This window comes from Streptomyces sp. NPDC007971, assembly GCF_042958635.1.
Classification (GTDB): domain Bacteria; phylum Actinomycetota; class Actinomycetes; order Streptomycetales; family Streptomycetaceae; genus Streptomyces.
Genome location: NZ_JBIBJK010000005.1, coordinates 21788 through 42836, shown reverse-complemented (window position 1 = coordinate 42836; position 21049 = coordinate 21788). Strand labels below are relative to the sequence as shown.

Below are 21049 nucleotides of genomic sequence, written 5' to 3'. Positions count from 1 at the left end.
GGGTGAGCATCGAGCAGTCCCCCGCCCCTGCCGGCAGCCCCGGAACCGGTCCTTCGCGCAACGCCGTCGGCGGCCCCGGAACCGGTCCTTCCCGCAACCCCGTCGGCGGTCACGTCCCCGTGGCCGGCGGTCTGAACTCCGTCGGCCTGTCCTACGCCCGTGACCTGAAGGCCGAGACCGTGCAGGTCTTCGTGGCCAATCCGCGGGGCTGGGCGACGCCGGCCGGCAATCCGCGCCAGGACGAGGCGTTCCGGGCGGCCTGCGCTCAGGAGTCGATCCCGGCGTATGTGCACGCCCCCTATCTGATCAACTTCGGTTCCCACACCGGGGCGACCGTGGAGAGGTCGGTCGAGTCGCTGCGGCACTCGCTGCGGCGCGGGCGGGAGATCGGTGCGCTGGGTGTCGTCGTCCACACCGGCAGCGCGACGGGCGGACGGGAGCGGGCCGTGGCGCTGCAGCAGGTGCGGGAGCAGCTGCTGCCGCTGCTGGACGAGCTGACCCACGACGACGACCCGTTCCTGCTGCTGGAGTCGACCGCCGGGCAGGGCTCCTCGCTGTGCTCGCGCACCTGGGACTTCGGGCCGTACTTCGAGGCGCTGGACGCCCATCCGAAGCTGGGCGTGTGCCTGGACACCTGCCACATCTTCGCCGCCGGTCACGACCTGACCGGGCCGGACGGCATGCACCGGACCCTCGATCTGCTGGTGGACACCGTCGGCGAGGGGCGGCTGAAGCTGATCCACGCCAACGACTCCAAGGACGTGGTCGGCGCGCACAAGGACCGGCACGAGAACATCGGCGCCGGCCACATCGGCGAGGACCCGTTCCGGGCGCTGATGACCCACCCCGCGACCGAGGGCGTCCCGCTGATCATCGAGACGCCCGGCGGCAAGGAAGGACACGCGGCGGACGTGGAGCGGCTGAAGAAACTGCGCGACGGATAACCCGTCCAGGAATACCCCAGGGGGTATACGGTTCCCCGCTGGATGCAGGAACCGTCACCTGGCATCGGGAGCACTCCTGCAGCACGAGGCACACGCAGCGCACGAGAAACATCGGGCTCATGCGCCACACACAGCGCACGAGGAACATCGGGCTCACACGCGGTGGTGCACCGGTACCACCACCGAGCGGCGCGCCGGGAGACGTCAGAGCTCGGGGCCGTCCCCGAGCTCCTCCTGGTAGGAGTAGCGCTGTTCCTTCCAGGGGTCGCCGATGTTGTGGTAGCCGCGTTCCTCCCAGAAGCCGCGGCGGTCGGCGGTCATGTACTCCACGCCCCGCACCCACTTGGGGCCCTTCCAGGCGTACAGATGGGGGACGATCAGGCGCACCGGGAAGCCGTGCTCGGCGGTGAGCAGCTCGCCGTCCTTGTGGGTGGCGAAGACGGTGCGGTCGGAGTCGAAGTCCCCGAGGCGCAGGTTCGAGCTGAAGCCGTACTCCGCCCACACCATCACATGGGTGACGTCGGGTGCCGGCGGGACCAGGTCGAGGATCGTCCGGGCCGGGACGCCGCCCCACTCGGCGCCGACCATGCTGAACTTCGTCACGCAGTGCAGATCGGCCACCACGGTGGTGTACGGCAGGGCCGTGAACTCCTCGTGGTTCCAGGTGCGCTTGTCGCCGTCGGCGGTGGCACCGAAGACCCGGAACTCCCAGCGTTCGGACCGGAACTTCGGCACCGGCCCGTAGTGCGTGACCGGCCAGCCCCGCTGCAGTCGCTGTCCCGGCGGAAGCTCGGACCCTGCCGCTGCCCCAGACTCTCGCTCCACCGGATGACCCATGTATCCATCCTGACAGACCTGGGGCGATGCCCTTGACCACCCGTTCACAAAGCGGACAAACAACTTCAAGTCAGGGCTTACTCACTAAGTACGCACTTACTGGACGATCTTCGCCGCCGATGCAATCATGCCGCCGCACCCCTCACCCGTCCCCCGTATGGAAGGAGCCGCCGCGATGCAGGGCGACCCCGAGGTCATCGAGTTCCTCAACGAGCAGCTCACCGGCGAGCTGACCGCGATCAACCAGTACTTCCTGCACGCGAAGATGCAGGAGAACTTCGGCTGGCCGAAGCTCGCCAAGTACACGCGGCACGAGTCGTTCGACGAGATGAAGCACGCCGAGGTGCTCACCGACCGGATCCTGTTCCTGGAAGGGCTGCCCAACTACCAGCGGCTGTTCCATGTACGGGTGGGGCAGACCGTCAAGGAGATGTTCGAGGCCGACCGGCAGATCGAGGTGGAGGCGATCGACCGGCTCAAGCGGGGCATCAAGGTGATGCGCGAGAAGGGCGACATCACGTCCGCGAACATCTTCGAGGACATCCTCGCCGACGAGGAGCACCACATCGACTACCTCGACACCCAGCTGGAGCTGCTGGAGAAGCTCGGCGAGGCGCTGTACATCTCCCAGCTGGTCGAACAGCCGGAGAGCTAGGCGGCCTCGTCCAGGCCCACGGAACCGGACAGCTCGGCCAGGACCGGCCTGCCCTGCTCGGCCAGCTCACGGCGCGGGCAGGCGCCACGGCCGAGAATCGCCTGGATCCGGCGGACGCACGAACCGCAGTCCGTGCCCGCCTTGGAGGCGGAGGCGATCTGGCGGGGGGTGCAGGCGCCGTCCTCCGCATGCTTCTTGACCTGGGCCTCGGTGATGCCGAAGCAGCTACAGACGTACATGCGGTTCACCTCCCGACGGGATCGTTCGCTCGACTGCCATCCCCTTGATCGGTGAGGCAAACCTAACCTTACCCATCGCTCGCGTGGCGCAAAAGTGCTGTGGGGCGCGGATCGTATGTGATCCGCGCCCCACTTCATGTTCCGGTAACGGGCGAAACCGTCACTGGTCCCTGTACATCTCCGCGACCAGGAACGCCAGGTCCAGCGACTGGCTGCGGTTCAGCCGCGGGTCGCAGGCCGTCTCGTAGCGCTGGTGCAGGTCGTCGACGAAGATCTCGTCGCCGCCGCCCACGCATTCGGTGACGTCGTCGCCGGTCAGTTCCACGTGGATGCCGCCCGGGTGGGTGCCGAGCCCCTTGTGGACCTCGAAGAAGCCCTTGACCTCGTCCAGCACGTCATCGAAGCGGCGGGTCTTGTGCCCGGAGGCCGCCTCGAAGGTGTTGCCGTGCATCGGGTCGGTCACCCAGGCCACCGTCGCGCCGGACGCCGTGACCTTCTCCACCAGCTCGGGGAGCTTGTCGCGGATCTTGTCGGCGCCCATGCGGACGATGAAGGTCAGCCGGCCCGGCTCGCGCTCGGGGTCGAGGCGGTCGATGTACTGCAGCGCCTCCTCGACCGTGGTCGTCGGGCCGAGCTTGATGCCGATCGGGTTGCGGATCTGGGACGCGAACTCGATGTGCGCCCCGTCCAGCTGCCGGGTGCGCTCACCGATCCACACCATGTGCCCGGAGACGTCGTACAGCTTGCCGGTGCGCGAGTCGACCCGGGTCAGGGCGGACTCGTAGTCGAGCAGCAGCGCCTCGTGCGAGGAGAAGAACTCGACGGTCTTGAACTCCTCCGGGTCGGTGCCGCAGGCCCGCATGAAGTTCAGCGCGCTGTCGATCTCCCGCGCGAGCTGCTCGTAGCGCTGCCCGGAGGGGGAGGACTTCACGAAGTCCTGGTTCCAGGCGTGCACCTGGCGCAGGTCGGCGTAGCCGCCGGTGGTGAAGGCACGTACCAGGTTCAGCGTGGACGCCGAGGCGTGGTACATCCGCTTGAGCCGCTCCGGGTCCGGGATGCGGGTCGCCTCGGTGAAGTCGAAGCCGTTGACGGAGTCGCCCCGGTAGACCGGGAGCGTGACCCCGTCACGGGTCTCGGTCGGCTTGGAACGCGGCTTGGAGTACTGCCCCGCGATGCGGCCCACCTTCACCACGGGCACGGAGGCCGCGTAGGTCAGGACGGCACCCATCTGGAGCAGCGTCTTGAGCTTGTTGCGGATGTGATCGGCGGACACGGCGTCGAAGGCTTCGGCGCAGTCGCCGCCCTGGAGGAGGAACGCCTCTCCCTTGGCGACGGCCGCCATCCGGGCGCGCAGCTGGTCGCACTCGCCCGCGAAGACGAGCGGCGGATACGACTCGAGGTCCGCGATCACTGCGCGCAGAGCCTCGGCGTCGGGGTACTCGGGCTGCTGCGCCGCGGGCAGGTTTCGCCAGGTGTTGCCAGCGCTCGGGCTGGTCTTAGCGTTCACGGTCACCTCGTAAACATTACGGGGTCGTGTGCCGTGTTCCGCGTCTGGCCCGAAACGTGAGACGAAGTGTTTTCTCCATGGACAGCAAGCCGGTGCGATAGGGTTCGTCGCATGTTCGCGCTTTCGATCCAGAACTGGTGGTGGACCGCTCATCCGGCGGCCCACTGACTGCGCGTACCACTTCGCGAAGGCCGCCCGAGGGGCGGCCTTCGGCGTTTCCGGGGTCGTTCCTCACCGCCGTCGATCACACCGTCGACGGACATCACGGACATCGAGGAAGAGAAGCCATGGACCTGGCACAGCTGCTGCACGACCCCCGCCCCTTCGCCCTGCTGCGCCGTCGCACCCCGGGCCGCGACGAGCACACGGTGGAGCTGCTGATCGGCCCCGTCACTCCCCGTGAGCGCCTCGCCGACCTGCCCGAGGAGGGCCTCGCGCTGGTCCCGTTCCGGCAGATCCGCGAGCGCGGCTTCGGTGTCCGCGACGACGGCACCCCGCTGCTGGTGCTGACCCCCGAGGAGTCGTACGAGATCCCGCTCGCCGACGCCCTGCGGACGCTGCCCGCCCACCGGGTGCGGGTCGAGGGCGGCGGCTTCGACGTCGGCGACGAGGAGTACGGCGAGATCGTCGGGCGCGTGCTGCGCGAGGAGATCGGCCGGGGCGAGGGCGCGAACTTCGTGATCCGGCGGACGTACGAGGGCCGGATCCCGGGTTTCTCCCGCGCCGACGCGCTGGCTCTGTTCCGGCGGCTGCTGGAGGGCGAGCGGGGCGCGTACTGGACGTTCGTGGTGCACACCGGGGACCGGACGCTGGTCGGCGCCAGTCCCGAGGTGCACGTCCGGATGTCCGGCGGCACGGTCGTCATGAACCCGATCAGCGGGACGTACCGCTATCCGGCCGGGGGGCCGTCCCCGGACCACCTGCTGGACTTCCTCGCCGACGGCAAGGAGATCGAGGAGCTGTCCATGGTCGTCGACGAGGAACTGAAGATGATGTGCACCGTCGGCGACCGGGGCGGAGTGGTCGTCGGCCCGCGCCTGAAGGAGATGGCGCACCTCGCGCACACCGAGTACGAGCTGCGCGGGAAGTCCTCCCTGGACGTGCGGGAGGTGCTGAGGGAGACCATGTTCGCGGCCACCGTCACCGGGTCGCCCGTGCAGAACGCCTGCCGGGTGATCGAGCGGCACGAAGTCGGCGGGCGCGGCTACTACGCCGGGGCACTGGCCCTGCTCGGGCGGTACACGGGCGGCGGGAGGGAAGGATCCGCGGGCGGGAAGGAAGGATCCGGGGGCGGGCAGACCCTCGACTCCCCCATCCTGATCCGCACCGCCGACATCTCGGCCGACGGCCGGCTGCGCGTCCCGGTCGGGGCGACGCTCGTGCGCGGCTCGGACCCGGCGGGCGAGGTCGCGGAGACCCACGCGAAGGCGGCCGGGGTCCTGGCGGCCCTCGGGGTACGCCCGTCCCGGCCGCGCGAGGAGGAGGCGCGGCCCCGGCTGGCCGACGACCCGCGGGTGCGGGCCGCGCTGGACGGACGCCGTGCGTCGCTCGCGCCGTTCTGGCTGCGGATGCAGGAGCGGTCCGCGGCCCTTGAGGGCCATGCCCTCGTCGTCGACGGCGAGGACACCTTCACGGCGATGCTGGCGCATGTGCTGCGCTCGGCCGGCCTGGAGGTGAGCGTCAGGCGGTACGACGAGCCGGGGCTGCGTGAGGCCGTGCTCGCGCACCAGGGGCCGGTGGTGCTCGGGCCGGGTCCGGGCGACCCCTCGGATCTCGCCGACCCGAAGATGCGGTTCCTGCGGTCGCTCGCCGCCGAGCTGGTCCGGGAGCACCGGTACGGCGTGCTGGGAGTCTGTCTCGGGCACGAGCTGATCGCGGCGGAGCTGGGCCTGGAGATCGTCCGCAAGCAGGTGCCGTACCAGGGAGCGCAGACCACGATCGACCTGTTCGGACGGCCGGAGACCGTCGGCTTCTACAACAGCTTCGTGGCCCGGTGCGACGAGGACGCGGAGCGGGAGCTGACCGCGCACGGCATCGAGGTGAGCCGGGCGGAGAACGGGGAGGTGCACGCACTGCGGGGCCCCGGGTTCAGCGGGGTGCAGTTCCACCCGGAGTCGGTGCTGAGCCTGAACGGGGCCGCGGTGGTGCAGGAGCTGGTCGGCCGGCTGGCCGGGGGCTGCCGCCCCCAGGCCCCCGCTTCGGCCTGAGCGGTCCCGTCCTGCGGCGCCGGTCGGCCGATGGCCGGGCCGGCGCCGGGAGCGGGTCTGTCGAGCCGGGCGTAGCCCGGCTCCGCTCAGCCGAAGAACACCCCGACCTCCTCGTACAGCTGCGGGTCCACCGTCTTCAGCCTGGCCGTGGCCTCCGCGATCGGGACGCGGACGATGTCCGTGCCGCGCAGGGCGACCATCTTGCCGAAGTCGCGGTCCCGGACGCAGTCGATGGCGTGCAGGCCGAAGCGGGTGGCGAGCCAGCGGTCGAAGGCGCTGGGGGTGCCGCCGCGCTGGATGTGCCCGAGGACGGTGGTGCGGGCCTCCTTGCCGGTGCGCCTCTCGATCTCCTTGGCCAGCCATTCGCCGACCCCGGACAGCCGGACGTGCCCGAACGAGTCGAGGGACTGGTCCTTGAGGACCACGTCGCCGTCCTTCGGCATGGCGCCCTCGGCGACGACGACGATGGGGGCGTACGACGCCTTGAAGCGGGAGGTGATCCAGGCGCACACCTGGTCGAGGTCGAAGCGCTGTTCGGGGATGAGGATGACGTTGGCGCCGCCGGCCAGGCCGGAGTGGAGGGCGATCCAGCCGGCGTGGCGGCCCATCACCTCGCAGACGAGGACCCGCATGTGGGACTCGGCGGTGGTGTGCAGCCGGTCGATGGCCTCGGTGGCGATGTTGACGGCCGTGTCGAAGCCGAAGGTGTAGTCGGTGGCGGACAGGTCGTTGTCGATGGTCTTGGGGACGCCGACGCAGGGCACGCCGTACTCGCCGGAGAGCCGCGCCGCGACGCCGAGGGTGTCCTCGCCGCCGATCGCGACGAGTGCCTCGACCTCCAGCTTGGCCAGGTTCTCCTTGATGCGGCGGATGCCGTTGTCCTGCTTGAGGGGGTTGGTGCGCGAGGAGCCGAGGATGGTGCCGCCGCGGGGCAGGATGCCGCGCACCGCGGGGATGTCGAGGCGGACGGTGTCGCCTTCGAGAGGTCCGCGCCAGCCGTCCCGGAAGCCGACGAACTCGTACCCGTACTCCTGCACGCCCTTGCGGACGATGCCCCGGATGACGGCGTTGAGCCCGGGGCAGTCGCCGCCTCCGGTCAGTACTCCGACCCGCATGGAAATGTCCCTTCGCCGCGGTTGCCTGACGCCCAGTCACGGTAATGGTGATGCGCGTCACACAGCGAGAGGCGGGAAGGGTGATTCCGGTGAATTGTCGGGAGGCTGCTTGACCAGGCGGTTTCAGGCGTCGTCGAGCCCGCGCTCGATCGCGTACCGCACCAGCTCGACCCTGTTGTGCAGCTGGAGCTTGCCGAGGGTGTTCTGGACGTGGTTCTGCACGGTGCGGTGGGAGATGACGAGCCGTTCGGCGATCTGCTTGTAGCTCAGGCCCTTGGCGACCAGCCGCAGCACCTCCGTCTCCCGCTCGGTCAGCCGGGGCGCCCCCGGCTCGTCGGCGTCGGCGACGGGCGCGGGCTCGGAGGCCAGGCGCCGGTACTCACCGAGGACCAGTCCGGCCAGGCCCGGCGTGAACACCGGGTCGCCGACGGCGGTGCGGCGGACCGCGTCCAGCAGTTCCTCGGTCGAGGCCGACTTCAGCAGATAGCCGGTCGCGCCGGACTTCACGGCCTCCAGGACGTCGGCGTGCTCGCCGCTCGCGGACAGGACGAGGACGCGCAGGGCCGGGTTGTGGCCGACGAGTTCCTTGCACACCTGGACACCGGGCTTGGCGGGCAGGTTGAGGTCCAGGACGAGGACGTCCGGGGCGGCGGCCCTGGCGCGCCGGACCGCCTGTTCGCCGTCGCCGGCGGTGGCGACCACCTCGAAGCCGGACTCGCCGAGGTCCCGGGCGACCGCGTCGCGCCACATCGGGTGGTCGTCGACCACCATGACCTTGATCGGGTCCTGCTGCTGTGTCATCGCTTCTCCGCCTTCGCCCGCGCACTGTCGGCGCCCTTGGGTACCTTCAACTCGACCTCCGTGCCCTGCCCGGGGACGGAGATCAGCTCGGCGCTGCCGCCGAGGTCGCGCAGCCGCCCCCGGATCGAGAGGGCCACGCCGAGCCGGCCCTCGCCCTCGGCCTGGGCGAGCCGGCCCGCGGGGATGCCGGGGCCATCGTCCCGGACGGTGACCACGATCTCGTCGGGTTCGTCCTCGACCAGGATCCAGGCCCGGGCCTCCTGGCCCGCATGCCGGCGCACATTGTCCAGGGCGGCCCCGACCGCGGCGGCCAGCTCGCGCGCCGCCGCCCGCGGCAGCGGCACCGGGGCGCCGGGCTCGGCCAGGCTGACCCGGGCACCGGCCCAGGGGGCGAGCAGGACGCGCAGGTCGACGGGACCGTCGTCGTCCGGCTCCTCGACCTCACGGACGACGGCCCCGGCGGCCGCGTCCTCCGAGACCCGGGAGACCGGCAGCAGACCGCCCGAGACCAGCGTGCGCAGCGCCACCTCCTGCTCCCCGGCCAGACGCCCCAGCTCGGCCGCCTCGCCGCCGATGACCGCGCCGCGCCGCTGCACCATCGCCAGCACCTGGAGCACACTGTCGTGGATGTCCCGGGCCAGCCGCTCCCGCTCCCGGGTCGCCGCCTCGATCTCCAGGGCGCGGGCGAGGGTGCGCTCGGAGGCGCGGGCGACCTCCACGACGTAGCCGATGGCCACGGAGGCGATCCAGACCAGCACGACGGCGTGGATCGTCGCCCGGGTCGGGGTGCCCCGCTGGACGACGTTGGCGATGGCGACCGGCGTCGAGGCCAGCACCGCCCAGCGCCAGCCGCCCTTGAGCGCGAAGGCGAGGACCACACCGGCCGTCCATATCGACGGCAGCGTCGGGGTGCCCGACACGATGCGCGCGTGGGAGGCGGCGACCGGCGTGAGAAGGATGCCGGTGAGCCCGATGGTCAGGTCGACGGCGAGGAAGCGCCGGGTGCAGTGCGCGGCGCTGGCGACCCTGGGCAGCGTGGCCAGGGTCCACACGAAGAGGACCGCGAAGTAGCCGACCGCGACCCCGGGGTGCACGTACTTGCCGTACCGGGAGACGAACAGGCCGATCGCGTACAGCATCGTCAGGACGCGGTAGCCGGCGAGCGCACGCCACATCGGCTGCTCGACGGACATCCTCATGACGCGCTCGCGCTTGGGCATGGCCCCCGCTCCCCCCGGTCCCTGCGCTCAGGCCTCGGCCTTCTTCTCCGCCTCCTTGGCGGACTTCTCCGCTTCCTTGGCCGCCTTCGCCGCGTCCGCGATCTGCCGCTTGGCGGCGGTCGCGTAGATGTCGACGTACTCCTGGCCGGAAAGCTTCATGATCTCGTACATGACCTCGTCGGTCACCGCGCGCAGCACGAACCGGTCGTGCTCCATGCCCTGGTAGCGGCTGAAGTCCAGGGGCTTGCCGATCCGGATGCCCGGGCGCATCAGCTTCGGCATCACCTTGCCGGGCGGCTGGATCTTCTCGGTGTCGATCATGGCGACCGGGATGACCGGCGCGCCGGTGGCGAGCGCCACGCGCGCGAGGCCGCCGGGCTTGCCCCGGTACAGGCGGCCGTCGGGAGAGCGGGTGCCTTCCGGGTAGATCCCGAACAGCTCGCCGCGCTCCAGCACCTCTATGCCGCTCTTGATCGCCGCCTCGCCGGCACCGCGCGCCCCGGAGCGGTCCACCGGGAGCTGTCCGACGCCCTTGAAGAAGGCCGCGGTGAGACGTCCCTTGACGCCGGGGGTGGTGAAGTACTCGGCCTTCGCGATGAACGTGACCTTGCGGTCGAGGACCGCGGGCAGGAAGAACGAGTCCGAGAAGGACAGGTGATTGCTCGCCAGAATGGCGGGGCCGCGGGCCGGAATGTTCTCCGCCCCCTCCACCCAAGGCCTGAAGGCGACCTTCAGCGGCCCCCCGATGGCAACCTTCATCGTGCCGTACATCACCCGCGTGCCTCCTGTTTCCGTCGCTCAGACCTTAACCCGGAGTGCCGTCAATGACCCCGACGACCCTGGTCGGTGTCAGTGCGGTCGCGTACGGTGAAGCACATCCGCCCGTTCTGCACGCATCTCAGGCACAAAGGAGTCCCGAAGGTGCCGGTTCTTCCCGGAGCCGAGCCGTACCGCCACGAGGGCGGGGAGGTGGGGGTCCTCCTCTGTCACGGCTTCACCGGCTCGCCCCAGTCGCTGCGCCCCTGGGCGGAGCACCATGCGGCGCACGGCCTGACCGTGTCGCTGCCCCTGCTGCCCGGGCACGGCACCCGCTGGGAGGACATGCAGCTCACGGGCTGGCAGGACTGGTACGCGGAGGTGGACCGCGAGCTGCGGCTGCTGGGCAGGCGCTGTTCCTGGGTGTTCGTCGGCGGTCTGTCGATGGGCGGTGCGCTGGCGCTGCGGCTGGCCGCCAGGGCGGGCGAGCGGGTCACCGGGGTGGTCCTCGTCAACCCGGCGAACCGGGTGCACGGCCTGTCGGCGTACGCCCTTCCGGTGGCCCGGCACCTCGTACGGACGACGAAGGGCATCGCCAGCGACATCGCCAAGGGCGGTCCGTCGGAGCTGGGTTACGACCGGGTGCCGCTGCACGCGGCGCACTCCCTGCGGGTGTTCCTGCGCCGGCTGGACGGCGAGCTGCCCCAGGTCACCCAGCCGTTGCTGCTGCTGCGCAGCGCCCAGGACCACGTGGTCCCGGCGGCCGACCCGGCCCGTGTGCTGAGCCGGGTGTCGTCGACGGACGTAACGGAGATCGTGCTGGAACAGAGTTACCACGTGGCGACGTTGGACCACGATGCGGACCGGATCTTCGAGGAGAGCCTCGCCTTCATCGGCCGGCTCGCACCCAGTGTCGGCACAGAAGGGACGGCCGCAGTTGGCTGAGCACGACTCCGACCGCGAGGACCGCGAGCCGGACGAGAAGGGAGTGCCCTTCGACGAGGATGCCGCCTGGCAGGCCATCGTCGCGGGGTACGGCGACGAGCCGGCGGACCCGCCGGGCGCCAAGCCCTTCAAGCCGGTGGAGGACCTCGCGCTGCCAGAGATGGACGCACCGGGCCTGAGCACCGACGATTCCGGGCAACCGCGGCCCGGTCGGCCGCTCGGCAGCTCGGTCTCGTTCGCGCCGGGCGTCGGCCCGCGCGACTACACCACGCCGGAGCCGTCCGAGGGCGACTTCGACGAGGACGACGAGGGCCACTTCGTGCCGCCCGAGCCGCCACCGCTGCCGACGTCCGACACGACCGCCAGGTTCGCCTGGCTCGGGGTCGTCGGCGGACCGATCCTGCTGATGCTCGCCGTGCTGCTGGGCTGGGAGATGACCTGGTGGCTGACGACCCTGTGCATCGGCGGGTTCCTCGGCGGGTTCGCGACGCTGGTGGCCCGGATGCGGACGGGCGACGACGATGACGTGGACCCGGGAACCGGTGCCGTGGTCTGACGTGCGTGCGGGCCGGTCCGGTGGACCGGCCCGCACAGGCCCTACGGCGCAGGGATCCTGAGGGCGGCCAGGACCGGAAGGTGGTCCGTGGCCGCCCTCAGGTCCCTCTCCGTGACTCCCGGCTGGTCCAGGGGCACGCCGCAGCCGAGGACCTCGATGCCCTTCGTGGCGAAGACGGCGTCGATGCGCTGGTGGGGGTCGGCGGGCGTCGAGGTGAACTCGCCGCCCCAGGGGACGGCGGCCCTGCAGTCCCGGAGGGCCGCGGCCAGGCGCCGGAAGGCGGGGCCGTCGGGCCGCTCGTTGAGATCGCCGCCCGCCACGGCGTGCTCGGCGCCCAGGCCGGCGAGCCGGTCGAGGAGCAGGCCGGCCTGCGTGTGACGCTCGTCCTTCTGCAGGCTGAGGTGGCAGCTGACGACGCCCAGGCGGGCGCCGCCGAACCGTACGACCGCGGTGGCGAGGCCACGCCTGTGCAGTCCCGGGGTGAGGGGCAGGAGGACGTCCTGCGTGCGTTCGACGGTCGCCCTGAGCGAGCAGAGGATCGCGGGACCGGCGGCGGTGGCCCCGCCGGTGAGGACGACCTGTCCCGAGGCCGCTGCCAGGCGCGCCAGCTTCTTGCGCCAGCGGAAGAAGCGGGGGGCTTCCTGGACGAGGACGAGGTCGGGGGCGCAGGCGGCGATCACCCGGGCAAGGGCGGCCGTGTCGTCACGCATCGAGCGGATGTTGTAGCTGAGGACCCGGATGACGGCGGAACCGTTCGGCTCTGTACGGGAGTTGGGGAGCAGCGGGGTTGCCATGTCGTCAATTTACGACGCGCGGGAACGGGGGGCGCCTCATGACTCGGGGCGCGAGGCCCGTACGCGACGGCCGGTCGTTCGTGGCCTGTCGCGCAGTTCCCCGCGCCCCTTGTGCAGTGAACGCTTCTTACATGATCGGGTCGGGCTCGCGGGCCAGGTCGGCCGCGCCCACCAGGCCCGCCTTGTTGCCCAGCTGGGCTGCGATGACGTCGGCGACCGGGCGCCAGTTGCCGCCCACCAGCCAGCGCTTGTAGGACTTGCGGATCGGGTCGAGGACCAGTTCGCCTTCCTCGGAGAGGCCGCCGCCGACGATGAAGGCGGAGGGGTCGAAGAGGGAGGCGAGGTCGGCGAGGCCGGCGCCGGCCCAGCGGGCCAGCTCGCGGTAGGAGTCGACGGCGACCGGGTCGCCCTGGCGGGCGGCCATCGAGATGTGCTTGCCCTCGATGCCCTGCGGGGTGCCGTCGCCCAGGCCGAGCAGGACCTCGGCGTGCTCGGGGGTGGCGTTGGCGCGCTGCTTGGCGTAGCGGACCAGGGCGCGGCCGGAGGCGTACTGCTCCCAGCAGCCCTGCGAGCCGCAGCCGCACAGCAGGCCGTCCGGGACCATGCGGATGTGGCCGAACTCGGCGGCCACGCCGAAGTGGCCGCGGCGCAGCTTGTTGCCGATGATGATGCCGCCGCCGAGGCCGGTGCCGAGGGTGATGCAGATGACGTTGCGGTGGCCCTTGCCCGCGCCGAACTTGTACTCGCCCCAGGCGGCGGCGTTGGCGTCGTTCTCGACCACGACCGGGAGGCCGACGCGGGCCTCGACCTTCTCCTTCAGCGGCTCCTGGCGCCAGTCGATGTTGGGCGCGAAGTACACCGTGGAGCGCTGCCGGTTCACGTAACCGGCCGCTCCGATGCCCACGCCGACGATCTCGTGCCCGGCGTGCGCGCCCTCCACGGCGGAGGCGATGGCGTCCACGATCGCCTCGGGCGTGCCCGGGGTCGGCACCTTGTGGGTCGAGAGGATGTTGCCTTCCTCATCGACCACGCCGGCCGCGATCTTCGTGCCGCCGATGTCGACGCCGATGGTGAGTCCCATGAATCCCTCAGTTTCGGTCGAGCCCCGCTACGGCCAACCGTACCCGAGGCCCTGCCGCAAAAGGGCTTCAGTCCAGGTCGATGCGTTCGCCCGGGCCGGTGCCCTCGTCCCGGCCGAAACGGCCGGTCCGGTCGTCCTTCGGGCCGGCCGCGCCGCTGGTCCACCGATGCTCCTGGGCCTGGACGGCGGAGCGGTAGGCGGCCAGCAGTTCGGTGCCGGCCGCGGCGAGATGGTCGAACACCTCCGGGTTTCGCTCTATGACGGGTTCGACGGCGGCCTTCGCCTGCTCGACGACCTGCCGCACCACCTGCTGGGCGGCGGGTCCGGCGACGGCCCCGAGGAGCGGGGACTGGAGGCCGGACAGCTTGTCGGCCACCGTGTCCACGAATTTGCGCAGTTCCTCGGCGGCGGAGCCCGGGGTCGGGCCCTGCTCGGCGCGGCGGCGGGCCTTCTCGGCGGCGAGGTCCTCGGCACAGGCCGTGGCCCAGGCGTCGGCGTCGGTCGCCCGCTGCTCGGTCTCCTCGACGGGCTCGGGTGCGGGGCGCTCTTCGCTCATGGCGGACTCCTGACTACGGTTCGCCCCTACGACGTTACCCGAATAGGCGTACGGCGTTCATCGCCCGGCGGCGGGCCACAGATCGGGGTCGGGGGCGAACCGTATGCGCAGTTCGCCCTCCCGCAGGCCCGCGCCGGCGACGGTGCAGCGGCGCAGGGCCGACGGCAGCGGAACGATCCGGTGGAAAGGGCCCGCGGTGATCACGAGTTCGTCGCCGCGCCGGACCAGGTCCAGGTCCTCCCGTATCGCTCCGGGCAGCGGGATGTGCCACACGAGAACGCCGTCGTCGGCGAGCCGGTCGGCCACGGGCCACGCGACCGGGGCGGGCGCGGGCCACTCGACCGGGGCGGGCGCGGGGTTGACGGCGGGGACCGCGAGGGCGGCGAGGTCGTCGGTGCCGTGCGGATCGCGGCCGAGGTGGGGGACGGTGTGGACGTCGTGCTCCTCCGACCAGTCGGCCAGGGCCTTGCGCTGCTGGGCGAGGAGTCCGGCGAACCAGGTGCCGGAGGCCGCCTCGGGCAGGACGCGGTTGGCGATCAGGGCCTCGGTGCGCAGGGAGCGCAGGGCGAGCCCGAGGGCCGCGGTGCGGACGGCGTCGGCGCCGGCCGGTCCGGGCTCGGCGACCAGGCGTACGGCGGTGTTCCGGTCGGTGAGCACCGCCTCCACGGCGCCCAGCTCGACGTCCCAGCGGGCCGCCGTCTCGTACAGCCACTCCGAGGGCATGGGGACTCCGGCCAGGCGGCCGAGGACGGGGCGCAGGGCGCGGGCCGCCTGCCGCTCGGGCGGGAGCAGGCGGCGCAGGTAGCGGCGCAGTTCCTCGGGCAGGGCGAGGAGGGCGAGGGCCTGCGGGAGGGGCGGGAGGTCGACGACGAGGAGGTCGTAGCGCTCCGAGAGGGCGGCGTCGCGCAGGGCGCGCAGGAAGGACAGCTCCTCGGCGCCGGGCAGCGGGGTGACCTCCTCGCCGTCCAGGCGGGAGGCACCGAGGAGGTCCAGGACGCCTGCGGCGCGGTCCTGGAAGGCGGTCAGGTCCTGCCGGAAGCGGTCGGCCGCGTCGGGCCTCCACACGGTGAGCAGGGGGGCGGCTTCCGTCGGGGTCGGTCCTGTTCCGGTGCCCAGTGCCGCCCCGAGGGTGTCGGTGCGGTCGGCGCTGAGGAGGAGGGTGCGGGTGCCGTCGCCTGCGGCGCGCTGTGCGGTGGCGGCGGCGATGGTCGTACGACCGCTGCCGCCCGGGCCCGTGATCAGGATGGTGCGCATGAGGGTGAACGGTAGTGGAGACGCCGCGCCGGGTGCTGAGGCCGGGCGGCACCGGAACGGCACCCTGCGCCGCGGGCCGTGCCCGGCCTCCCCGCGGCACGGGCAGGGCACGCGCCCGGGCGGCAGCGGCACGTGCCCGAAGCCGCGGCGGCACGGCTGTACGCCCGCAGCGGGAACGGTTCGGCGCCGCTCAGCGCCCGGGGGTCGGCCTCGCGGACCGGCGGGAGGGGTGGGTGGACGGGATGGGAATCAGCTTCCCGACTCCACCCTCTTCTTCAGGCCCGCCAGCGCCCGGTCGGTGATGACCTTCTCCGCCTTGCGCTTGATCATGCCGAGCATGGGGATCTTGACGTCGACCGTGAGCTGGTAGGTGACCTCGGTGCCGCCCGCGCCGGCCGGCTTCAGGAGATAGGAGCCGTCCAGCGAACGCAGCATCTGGGACTTCACCAGGGTCCAGGAGACCTCGTTCTCGCCGGCCCAGGTGTACGCCAGCGTCTGGTCGTCCTTGATGGCACCGGCGTCCATGACGAGCCGGACCTGCTCGGCGCGGCCGCGCTCGTCGGTCGCCAGCACCTCCGCCTCCTTGACCTCGCCGGTCCAGTCCGGGTAGCGGGCGAAGTCGGCGATCACCGCCATGACGTCGGCCGGAGCCGCCTCGATCGTGATGCTCGAACTGGTGTGTTCCGCCATCGCCGTGGCTCCTCCAGATGCGGACCGCAGAGAGTCTTCGTGCGCCGGGTGCGCACGTCTGTGCAGCGTGAAGGCTACCGCGCCGCCGAGCCGCCGCCTTCACCGCGCCCGCCCCGGCCCTTCCCCCGCCCGCTCCGGCCTTCCCGCCCACCCGCCGGTCCCGGGGTTCTCACCATTCGAGCGCCCAGGGCCTGCCCGTACCGGCGAAGTGCCCCACGTTCACGCACTCGGTCGCCCCGATCCGCATCCGGCCCGCCAGCGGCTGGTGGACATGGCCGAAGAGGGAGTAGCGGGGCCGGGTGCGGCGGATCGCTTCGAGCAGGGCCCGGCTGCCCCGCTCGAAGCGGCGCGCGACCGTGTCGTAGACCAGCTCCGGGACCTCCGGCGGGATGTGCGTGCACAGCACGTCGACCTCGCCGACCGCCTCGATCTTCGCCGCGTACGCCTCGTCGTCGATCTCGTAGGGCGTCCGCATCGGAGTGCGCAGGCCGCCGCCCACGAAGCCGAAGGTCCAGCCGCCGATCTCCACCCGCTCGCCGTCCAGCACCGTGGTGCCGGGTCCCGCGTACTCGCTCCACAGGGGCGGCAGGTCGACATTGCCGTACGTGGCGTACGTCGGTGTCGGGAAGGCGGCGAACATCTCGGCGTACTGCTTGCGCACCGCCTTCTCGATGGCGGTGGCCCGGTCGGAGCCGATGCCGGCCCACAGCCGGGCACCGAAGGCGCGCGCCTCCTCGAAGCGGCGGGCGGTGCGCAGTTCCACGATGCGGTCGGCGTTCTCCCTGCCGAACAGGTCGGGGAAGATGCCGCGCGAGTGGTCGGCGTAGTCGAGGAAGAGGACAAGGTCCCCCAGACAGATCAGGGCGTCCGCACCATCGCCGGCCCGGGCCAGGTCACGGGCGTTGCCGTGCACGTCACTGACCACGTGGACGCGCGTCCTCCGCTTACCGGAGCGTGTGGGTGCCATGGTGATCAAGGGTAGGCGTGTGGGGTGTGCGTGAACAGTGGCAGTCCAGGCTCCGGTTACTCGCCGGTCGCTTAGGCCGTGGACTACTGTGCGCGAAGGAACGCCATCCCGTGTGACGCAGCGAACATCTCGTCGGCACCCCCTGTCGTAGAAGCCATACCGGCGGGTAACGTCCGGGCAGTCCAGTCGTGCTCTGGATTTCAACCAAGGGTGGACCTCCAGAGCACTTGCCCGAGCCTTGGACCGCACCGTCGCATCACACAGTGTCGTGGCGCCGGCGCCCTATGAGGAGCAGCAGTCTTGCGCGAGTTCAGCCTTCCGGCTTTGTACGAGGTCCCCGCGGACGGCAATCTGACCGACATCGTCCGCAGAAACGCCGCGCAGCATCCCGACGTCGCCGTCATCGCCCGCAAAACGAGCGAAGCGAAGGGGGGGTCCCCCCAGACGAAGTCCGGGGGAGGCGCCTGGCAGGACGTGACGGCCAGGGAGTTCCTTGCCGAGGTGCACACCGCCGCCAAGGGACTCATCGCCTCCGGTGTCCAGCCCGGCGACCGGGTCGGCCTGATGTCCCGCACGCGCTACGAGTGGACCCTCCTCGACTTCGCGATCTGGAGCGCCGGCGCGGTCACCGTGCCGGTGTACGAGACCAGCTCGCCGGAGCAGGTGCAGTGGATCCTCTCCGACTCGGGCGCGACCGCCTGCATCGTGGAGCTGGACGGCCACGCGGCCGCTGTGGACTCGGTGCGCGAGACGCTGCCCGCCCTCAAGCACGTCTGGCAGATCGAGGCCGGCGGCCTGGAGGAGCTGGGGCGGCTCGGGCAGGACGTCGCGGACGCGACCGTGGAGGAGCGCTCCTCGCTCGCCCGCGCCGACGACCCGGCGACCATCGTCTACACGAGCGGCACGACCGGCCGTCCCAAGGGCTGCGTGCTCACCCACCGCAGCTTCTTCGCCGAGTGCGGCAACATCGTCGAACGGCTGCGGCCGCTGTTCCGCACCGGTGAGTGCTCGGTGCTCCTCTTCCTCCCGCTGGCGCACGTCTTCGGACGGCTGGTGCAGGTCGCGCCGATGATGGCGCCGATCAAGCTGGGCTGCGTCCCGGACATCAAGCACCTCACGGACGAGCTGGCCGCGTTCCGGCCGACGCTGATCCTCGGCGTCCCGCGCGTCTTCGAGAAGGTCTACAACTCCGCACGCGCCAAGGCGCAGGCGGACGGCAAGGGCGCCATCTTCGACAAGGCCGCGGACACGGCGATCGCCTACAGCAAGGCGCTGGACACCCCGTCGGGCCCGCCGCTGGGTCTGAAGATCAAGCACAAGGTGTTCGACAAGCTGGTCTACAGCAAGCTGCGCGCGGTCCTCGGCGGCCGGGGCGAGTTCGCGATCTCCGGCGGCGCCCCGCTGGGCGAGCGGCTCGGGCACTTCTTCCGCGGCATCGGTTTCACGGTGCTGGAGGGCTACGGCCTGACCGAGTCCTGTGCGGCGACCGCGTTCAACCCGTGGGACCGGCAGAAGATCGGCACGGTCGGCCAGCCGCTGCCGGGTTCGGTGATCCGGATAGCGGACGACGGCGAGGTGCTGCTGCACGGCGAGCACCTGTTCAAGGAGTACTGGAACAACCCGGGCGCGACCGCGGAGGCGCTGGCGGACGGCTGGTTCCACACCGGGGACATCGGCACCCTCGACGAGGACGGCTACCTCAGGATCACCGGGCGCAAGAAGGAGATCATCGTCACCGCGGGCGGCAAGAACGTGGCCCCTGCCGTGATCGAGGACCGCATCCGGGCGCACGCGCTGGTCGCGGAGTGCATGGTGGTGGGTGACGGGCGGCCGTTCGTGGGCGCGCTGGTCACCATCGACGAGGAGTTCCTGGGTCGTTGGGCCGAGGAGCACGGCAAGCCGGCGGGCTCCACCGCGGCGTCGCTGCATGAGGACCCGGATCTGTACGCGGCGATCCAGGCGGCGGTCGACGACGGCAACGCCGCGGTGTCGAAGGCGGAATCGGTGCGGAAGTTCCGCATTCTGTCCTCCCAGTTCTCGGAGGAGTCGGGCCACCTCACCCCGTCGCTGAAGCTCAAGCGGAACGTGGTGGCGAAGGACTACGCGGACGAGATCGAGGCGATCTACGCGAAGTAGTCGCCCCTGCAGTCACCCTGGTGCCGGAGGTTTCGGCAGAGCGTCATGGCGCGGTGTCCTCGGCGAGGACCCGCGCCATCGTGCGTTCGGCGAGCGCGGTGATGGTGACGAACGGGTTCACTCCGAGCGAGCCGGGCACGAGCGAGCCGTCGGTGATGTAGAGCTTCGAGTACCCCTTCACCCGGCCGTAGTCGTCGGTGGCCTTGCCCAGGACGCAGCCGCCGAGGGGGTGGTAGGTGAAGTCGTCCGCGAAGACCTTGCCGGCCGAGCCGAAGAGGTCGTACCGGTAGATGGTCAGGTTGGCCGCGTTGATCCGGTCGAAGAGCTTCTTGGCCATGGCGACCGACACGGCGCTCTGGGCGGGGTTCCAGTCGAGCTTCACGGCGCCGGACGAGGAGTCGTACGAGAACGACGCCCGCTCGGGGTTCTTGGTGATCGCCAGGTACAGGCTGATCCAGTGCTCGAATCCCATGGGCAGCGGGGCGATCTCGGCGAAGACCGGGTTGTCGGCGTTGCCCCAGTCGTCGATGCCCATGACGGGCATGGTGGCCTGGTTGGCGCCGACGGTGTCCCAGACGTGGTTGGCGCGGCCGAGCATGGTGTTGCCGTTGGTGCCCCAGCCGGCTCCCACCCCGGAGCCGAGGTCGGGCAGGGTGCCGGTGTCCCGGGCGCGGACGAGGAGTTCGGTGGTGCCGACGCTGCCGCCGCCGAGGAAGAGGTACGTGCAGCTGTACTGCTTGGTCTCCACCACCTTGCCGGTGATGTCGATGCGGTCGGCGGTCAGGACGTACGATCCGTCGCCCGCCCTGGTGACGGCCCTGACCTTCTCCAGGGTGTGGATGGTGACGTTGCCGGTGCCGAGGGCCGCGGCCAGGTAGGTCCTGTCGAGGCTGCGCTTGCCCTGGTTGTTGCCGTAGATGACCTCGCCGGCGAGTGCGGACTTCGTGGCGGTGCCGGCGGCCTCCTGCTGCATGTAGCCGAAGTCGTAGACGTTCGGCACGAAGGTGGTCTTCAGCCCCGCGTTGGCGGCGGCCTTGCGGGAGGTGCGGGTGAACCTGTACCACTCCGTGGACTCGAACCAGGCCGGGTCGACGGTGTTGACGCCGAGCATGGAGCGGGCGCGCGGGAAGTGGGTGCCGTACATCTCGTCGGCGTCCACGGTCGGGAACTGCTCGGCGAAGTAGGACTTCAGCGGGGTGACCGCCATCCCGCCGTTGACCAGCGAGCCGCCGCCGACACCACGGCCGACGTACACGGACATGTGGTCGTAGTGGACCCGGTCGAGGACTCCGGGGTAGGGGCTGATGTTCTTGTTGACGATGTCGAGCCACAGGAAGGTGGCCAGCGGGGCCTCCGTGCGGTTGCGGAACCACATGGAGCGCTGGTCGGGGGCGCTGGTGGAGCAGAACACCTTGCCGTCGCTTCCCGCGGTGTTCCACAGGCGGCCCATCTCCAGGACGAGGGTGCGGATGCCGGCCTGGCCGAGGCGGAGGGCGGCGACGGCGCCGCCGTAGCCGGAACCGACCACGATGGCGGGCGAGTTGTCGACGGCGGCCGGCTCGGCCGCCTGTGCGGACTGAAGACCGATGCGGGTGAGACCGGCCGCGGCGGCGGTCTGGAGGGCGATCATGCCCAGGATGTGACGCCTACTCAGCTGACGCTGCATCAGTTTTGCTGTCATGCGCGCAGCATGTGCGGATTTTCCGGTTCCGCCAAGGGGTCGGGCAGGGCGGAGGGCAACAACCGCGGGAACCCGTGCGGACGGTCGGCGACCGCAGTCGGTGCGTGG

The 21049-nt window shown here is 71.2% G+C and carries 21 protein-coding genes; 7 read left to right on the top strand and 14 right to left on the bottom strand.

Translation table 11 applies throughout. The annotated features are described in order from the left end of the window. The first annotated feature begins 2 nt into the window (after positions 1-2). Positions 3-944, top strand: a complete 942-nt coding sequence (locus tag ACFZCP_RS11535) for a deoxyribonuclease IV (RefSeq protein WP_362679811.1) — start codon at positions 3-5, stop codon at positions 942-944. Positions 945-1148: 204 nt separating this feature from the next. On the opposite strand, the gene ACFZCP_RS11530 is transcribed toward ACFZCP_RS11535, so the two are convergent. Next, entirely contained in the window at positions 1149-1781 is a 633-nt protein-coding gene (locus ACFZCP_RS11530) for a molybdopterin-dependent oxidoreductase (protein ID WP_391426285.1), read from the bottom strand. A gap of 175 nt (positions 1782-1956) precedes the next feature. Here ACFZCP_RS11530 and bfr point away from each other — a divergent pair, with 175 nt between their 5' ends. Further along, positions 1957-2436 carry a bacterioferritin gene (gene bfr, locus ACFZCP_RS11525; RefSeq protein ID WP_391426283.1) on the top strand — a complete coding sequence of 160 codons (480 nt, stop codon included), beginning with the start codon at positions 1957-1959 and terminating at the stop codon, positions 2434-2436. Here bfr and ACFZCP_RS11520 read toward each other — a convergent pair. Beyond that, the gene (locus ACFZCP_RS11520) at positions 2433-2675 is read right to left on the bottom strand and encodes a (2Fe-2S)-binding protein (protein ID WP_362679802.1); all 243 of its coding nucleotides are present in this window, start codon (positions 2673-2675) and stop codon (positions 2433-2435) included. The genes bfr and ACFZCP_RS11520 overlap by 4 nt on opposite strands. A 160-nt stretch (positions 2676-2835) precedes the next feature. Then, positions 2836-4188: a class II 3-deoxy-7-phosphoheptulonate synthase gene (locus ACFZCP_RS11515; RefSeq protein WP_362679799.1), complete on the bottom strand. Its 1353-nt coding sequence runs from the start codon at positions 4186-4188 to the stop codon at positions 2836-2838. Positions 4189-4293: 105 nt separating this feature from the next. On the opposite strand from ACFZCP_RS11515, the gene ACFZCP_RS11510 reads away from it, so the two are divergent. Then, positions 4294-4350, top strand: a complete 57-nt coding sequence (locus ACFZCP_RS11510; protein ID WP_115913573.1) for a trp operon leader peptide — start codon at positions 4294-4296, stop codon at positions 4348-4350. Positions 4351-4469: 119 nt separating this feature from the next. Then, positions 4470-6389: a chorismate-binding protein gene (locus ACFZCP_RS11505; RefSeq protein WP_391426281.1), complete on the top strand. Its 1920-nt coding sequence runs from the start codon at positions 4470-4472 to the stop codon at positions 6387-6389. An 86-nt stretch (positions 6390-6475) separates the two neighbouring features. Here the strand turns inward: ACFZCP_RS11505 and ACFZCP_RS11500 are convergent, their stop codons facing one another. The 4 genes from ACFZCP_RS11500 to ACFZCP_RS11485 all read right to left on the bottom strand — a co-directional run bounded on the left by ACFZCP_RS11500 (position 6476) and on the right by ACFZCP_RS11485 (position 10296). After that, entirely contained in the window at positions 6476-7504 is a 1029-nt protein-coding gene (locus tag ACFZCP_RS11500) for a 6-phosphofructokinase (protein ID WP_362679793.1), read from the bottom strand. A gap of 123 nt (positions 7505-7627) precedes the next feature. Continuing rightward, complete coding sequence (locus tag ACFZCP_RS11495) at positions 7628-8305, bottom strand: response regulator transcription factor (protein WP_362679790.1); 678 nt, start codon at positions 8303-8305, stop codon at positions 7628-7630. Next, positions 8302-9525, bottom strand: coding sequence for a MacS family sensor histidine kinase (macS, locus tag ACFZCP_RS11490; protein WP_391426279.1), 1224 nt, complete (start codon positions 9523-9525; stop codon positions 8302-8304). Before macS ends, ACFZCP_RS11495 begins: the two co-directional genes overlap by 4 nt. Before the next feature lie 27 nt (positions 9526-9552). Further along, positions 9553-10296: a 1-acyl-sn-glycerol-3-phosphate acyltransferase gene (locus ACFZCP_RS11485; RefSeq protein ID WP_391426277.1), complete on the bottom strand. Its 744-nt coding sequence runs from the start codon at positions 10294-10296 to the stop codon at positions 9553-9555. 150 nt (positions 10297-10446) lie between these two features. Here ACFZCP_RS11485 and ACFZCP_RS11480 point away from each other — a divergent pair, with 150 nt between their 5' ends. Both ACFZCP_RS11480 and ACFZCP_RS11475 read left to right on the top strand, forming a co-directional pair. After that, positions 10447-11226 (top strand): alpha/beta fold hydrolase, encoded by a 780-nt coding sequence (locus tag ACFZCP_RS11480; RefSeq protein WP_391426275.1) that lies wholly within the window; start codon positions 10447-10449, stop codon positions 11224-11226. After that, entirely contained in the window at positions 11219-11782 is a 564-nt protein-coding gene (locus ACFZCP_RS11475) for a hypothetical protein (RefSeq protein WP_391426274.1), read from the top strand. The genes ACFZCP_RS11480 and ACFZCP_RS11475 overlap by 8 nt, the downstream gene beginning before the upstream one ends. Positions 11783-11823: 41 nt before the next feature. Here the strand turns inward: ACFZCP_RS11475 and ACFZCP_RS11470 are convergent, their stop codons facing one another. The 6 genes from ACFZCP_RS11470 to ACFZCP_RS11445 form a co-directional block, all read right to left on the bottom strand. Then, complete coding sequence (locus tag ACFZCP_RS11470) at positions 11824-12576, bottom strand: endonuclease/exonuclease/phosphatase family protein (RefSeq protein WP_391426272.1); 753 nt, start codon at positions 12574-12576, stop codon at positions 11824-11826. A gap of 127 nt (positions 12577-12703) precedes the next feature. Then, positions 12704-13657 (bottom strand): ROK family glucokinase, encoded by a 954-nt coding sequence (locus ACFZCP_RS11465; protein ID WP_391426271.1) that lies wholly within the window; start codon positions 13655-13657, stop codon positions 12704-12706. A gap of 67 nt (positions 13658-13724) precedes the next feature. Then, complete coding sequence (locus ACFZCP_RS11460; RefSeq protein WP_391426268.1) at positions 13725-14213, bottom strand: DUF5304 family protein; 489 nt, start codon at positions 14211-14213, stop codon at positions 13725-13727. A gap of 57 nt (positions 14214-14270) precedes the next feature. Beyond that, positions 14271-15467: an ArsA-related P-loop ATPase gene (locus tag ACFZCP_RS11455; RefSeq protein ID WP_391426266.1), complete on the bottom strand. Its 1197-nt coding sequence runs from the start codon at positions 15465-15467 to the stop codon at positions 14271-14273. A gap of 249 nt (positions 15468-15716) precedes the next feature. Further along, positions 15717-16157 carry an SRPBCC family protein gene (locus ACFZCP_RS11450; RefSeq protein ID WP_362679763.1) on the bottom strand — a complete coding sequence of 147 codons (441 nt, stop codon included), beginning with the start codon at positions 16155-16157 and terminating at the stop codon, positions 15717-15719. A gap of 169 nt (positions 16158-16326) precedes the next feature. Next, positions 16327-17124, bottom strand: coding sequence for a metallophosphoesterase (locus tag ACFZCP_RS11445; RefSeq protein ID WP_391426263.1), 798 nt, complete (start codon positions 17122-17124; stop codon positions 16327-16329). 300 nt (positions 17125-17424) lie between these two features. On the opposite strand from ACFZCP_RS11445, the gene ACFZCP_RS11440 reads away from it, so the two are divergent. Then, the gene (locus tag ACFZCP_RS11440; protein ID WP_391426262.1) at positions 17425-19260 is read left to right on the top strand and encodes an AMP-binding protein; all 1836 of its coding nucleotides are present in this window, start codon (positions 17425-17427) and stop codon (positions 19258-19260) included. Positions 19261-19303: 43 nt separating this feature from the next. Here ACFZCP_RS11440 and ACFZCP_RS11435 read toward each other — a convergent pair whose 3' ends face one another. Then, positions 19304-20890 carry a GMC oxidoreductase gene (locus ACFZCP_RS11435; protein WP_391426879.1) on the bottom strand — a complete coding sequence of 529 codons (1587 nt, stop codon included), beginning with the start codon at positions 20888-20890 and terminating at the stop codon, positions 19304-19306. Between the last annotated feature and the right edge of the window lie 159 nt (positions 20891-21049).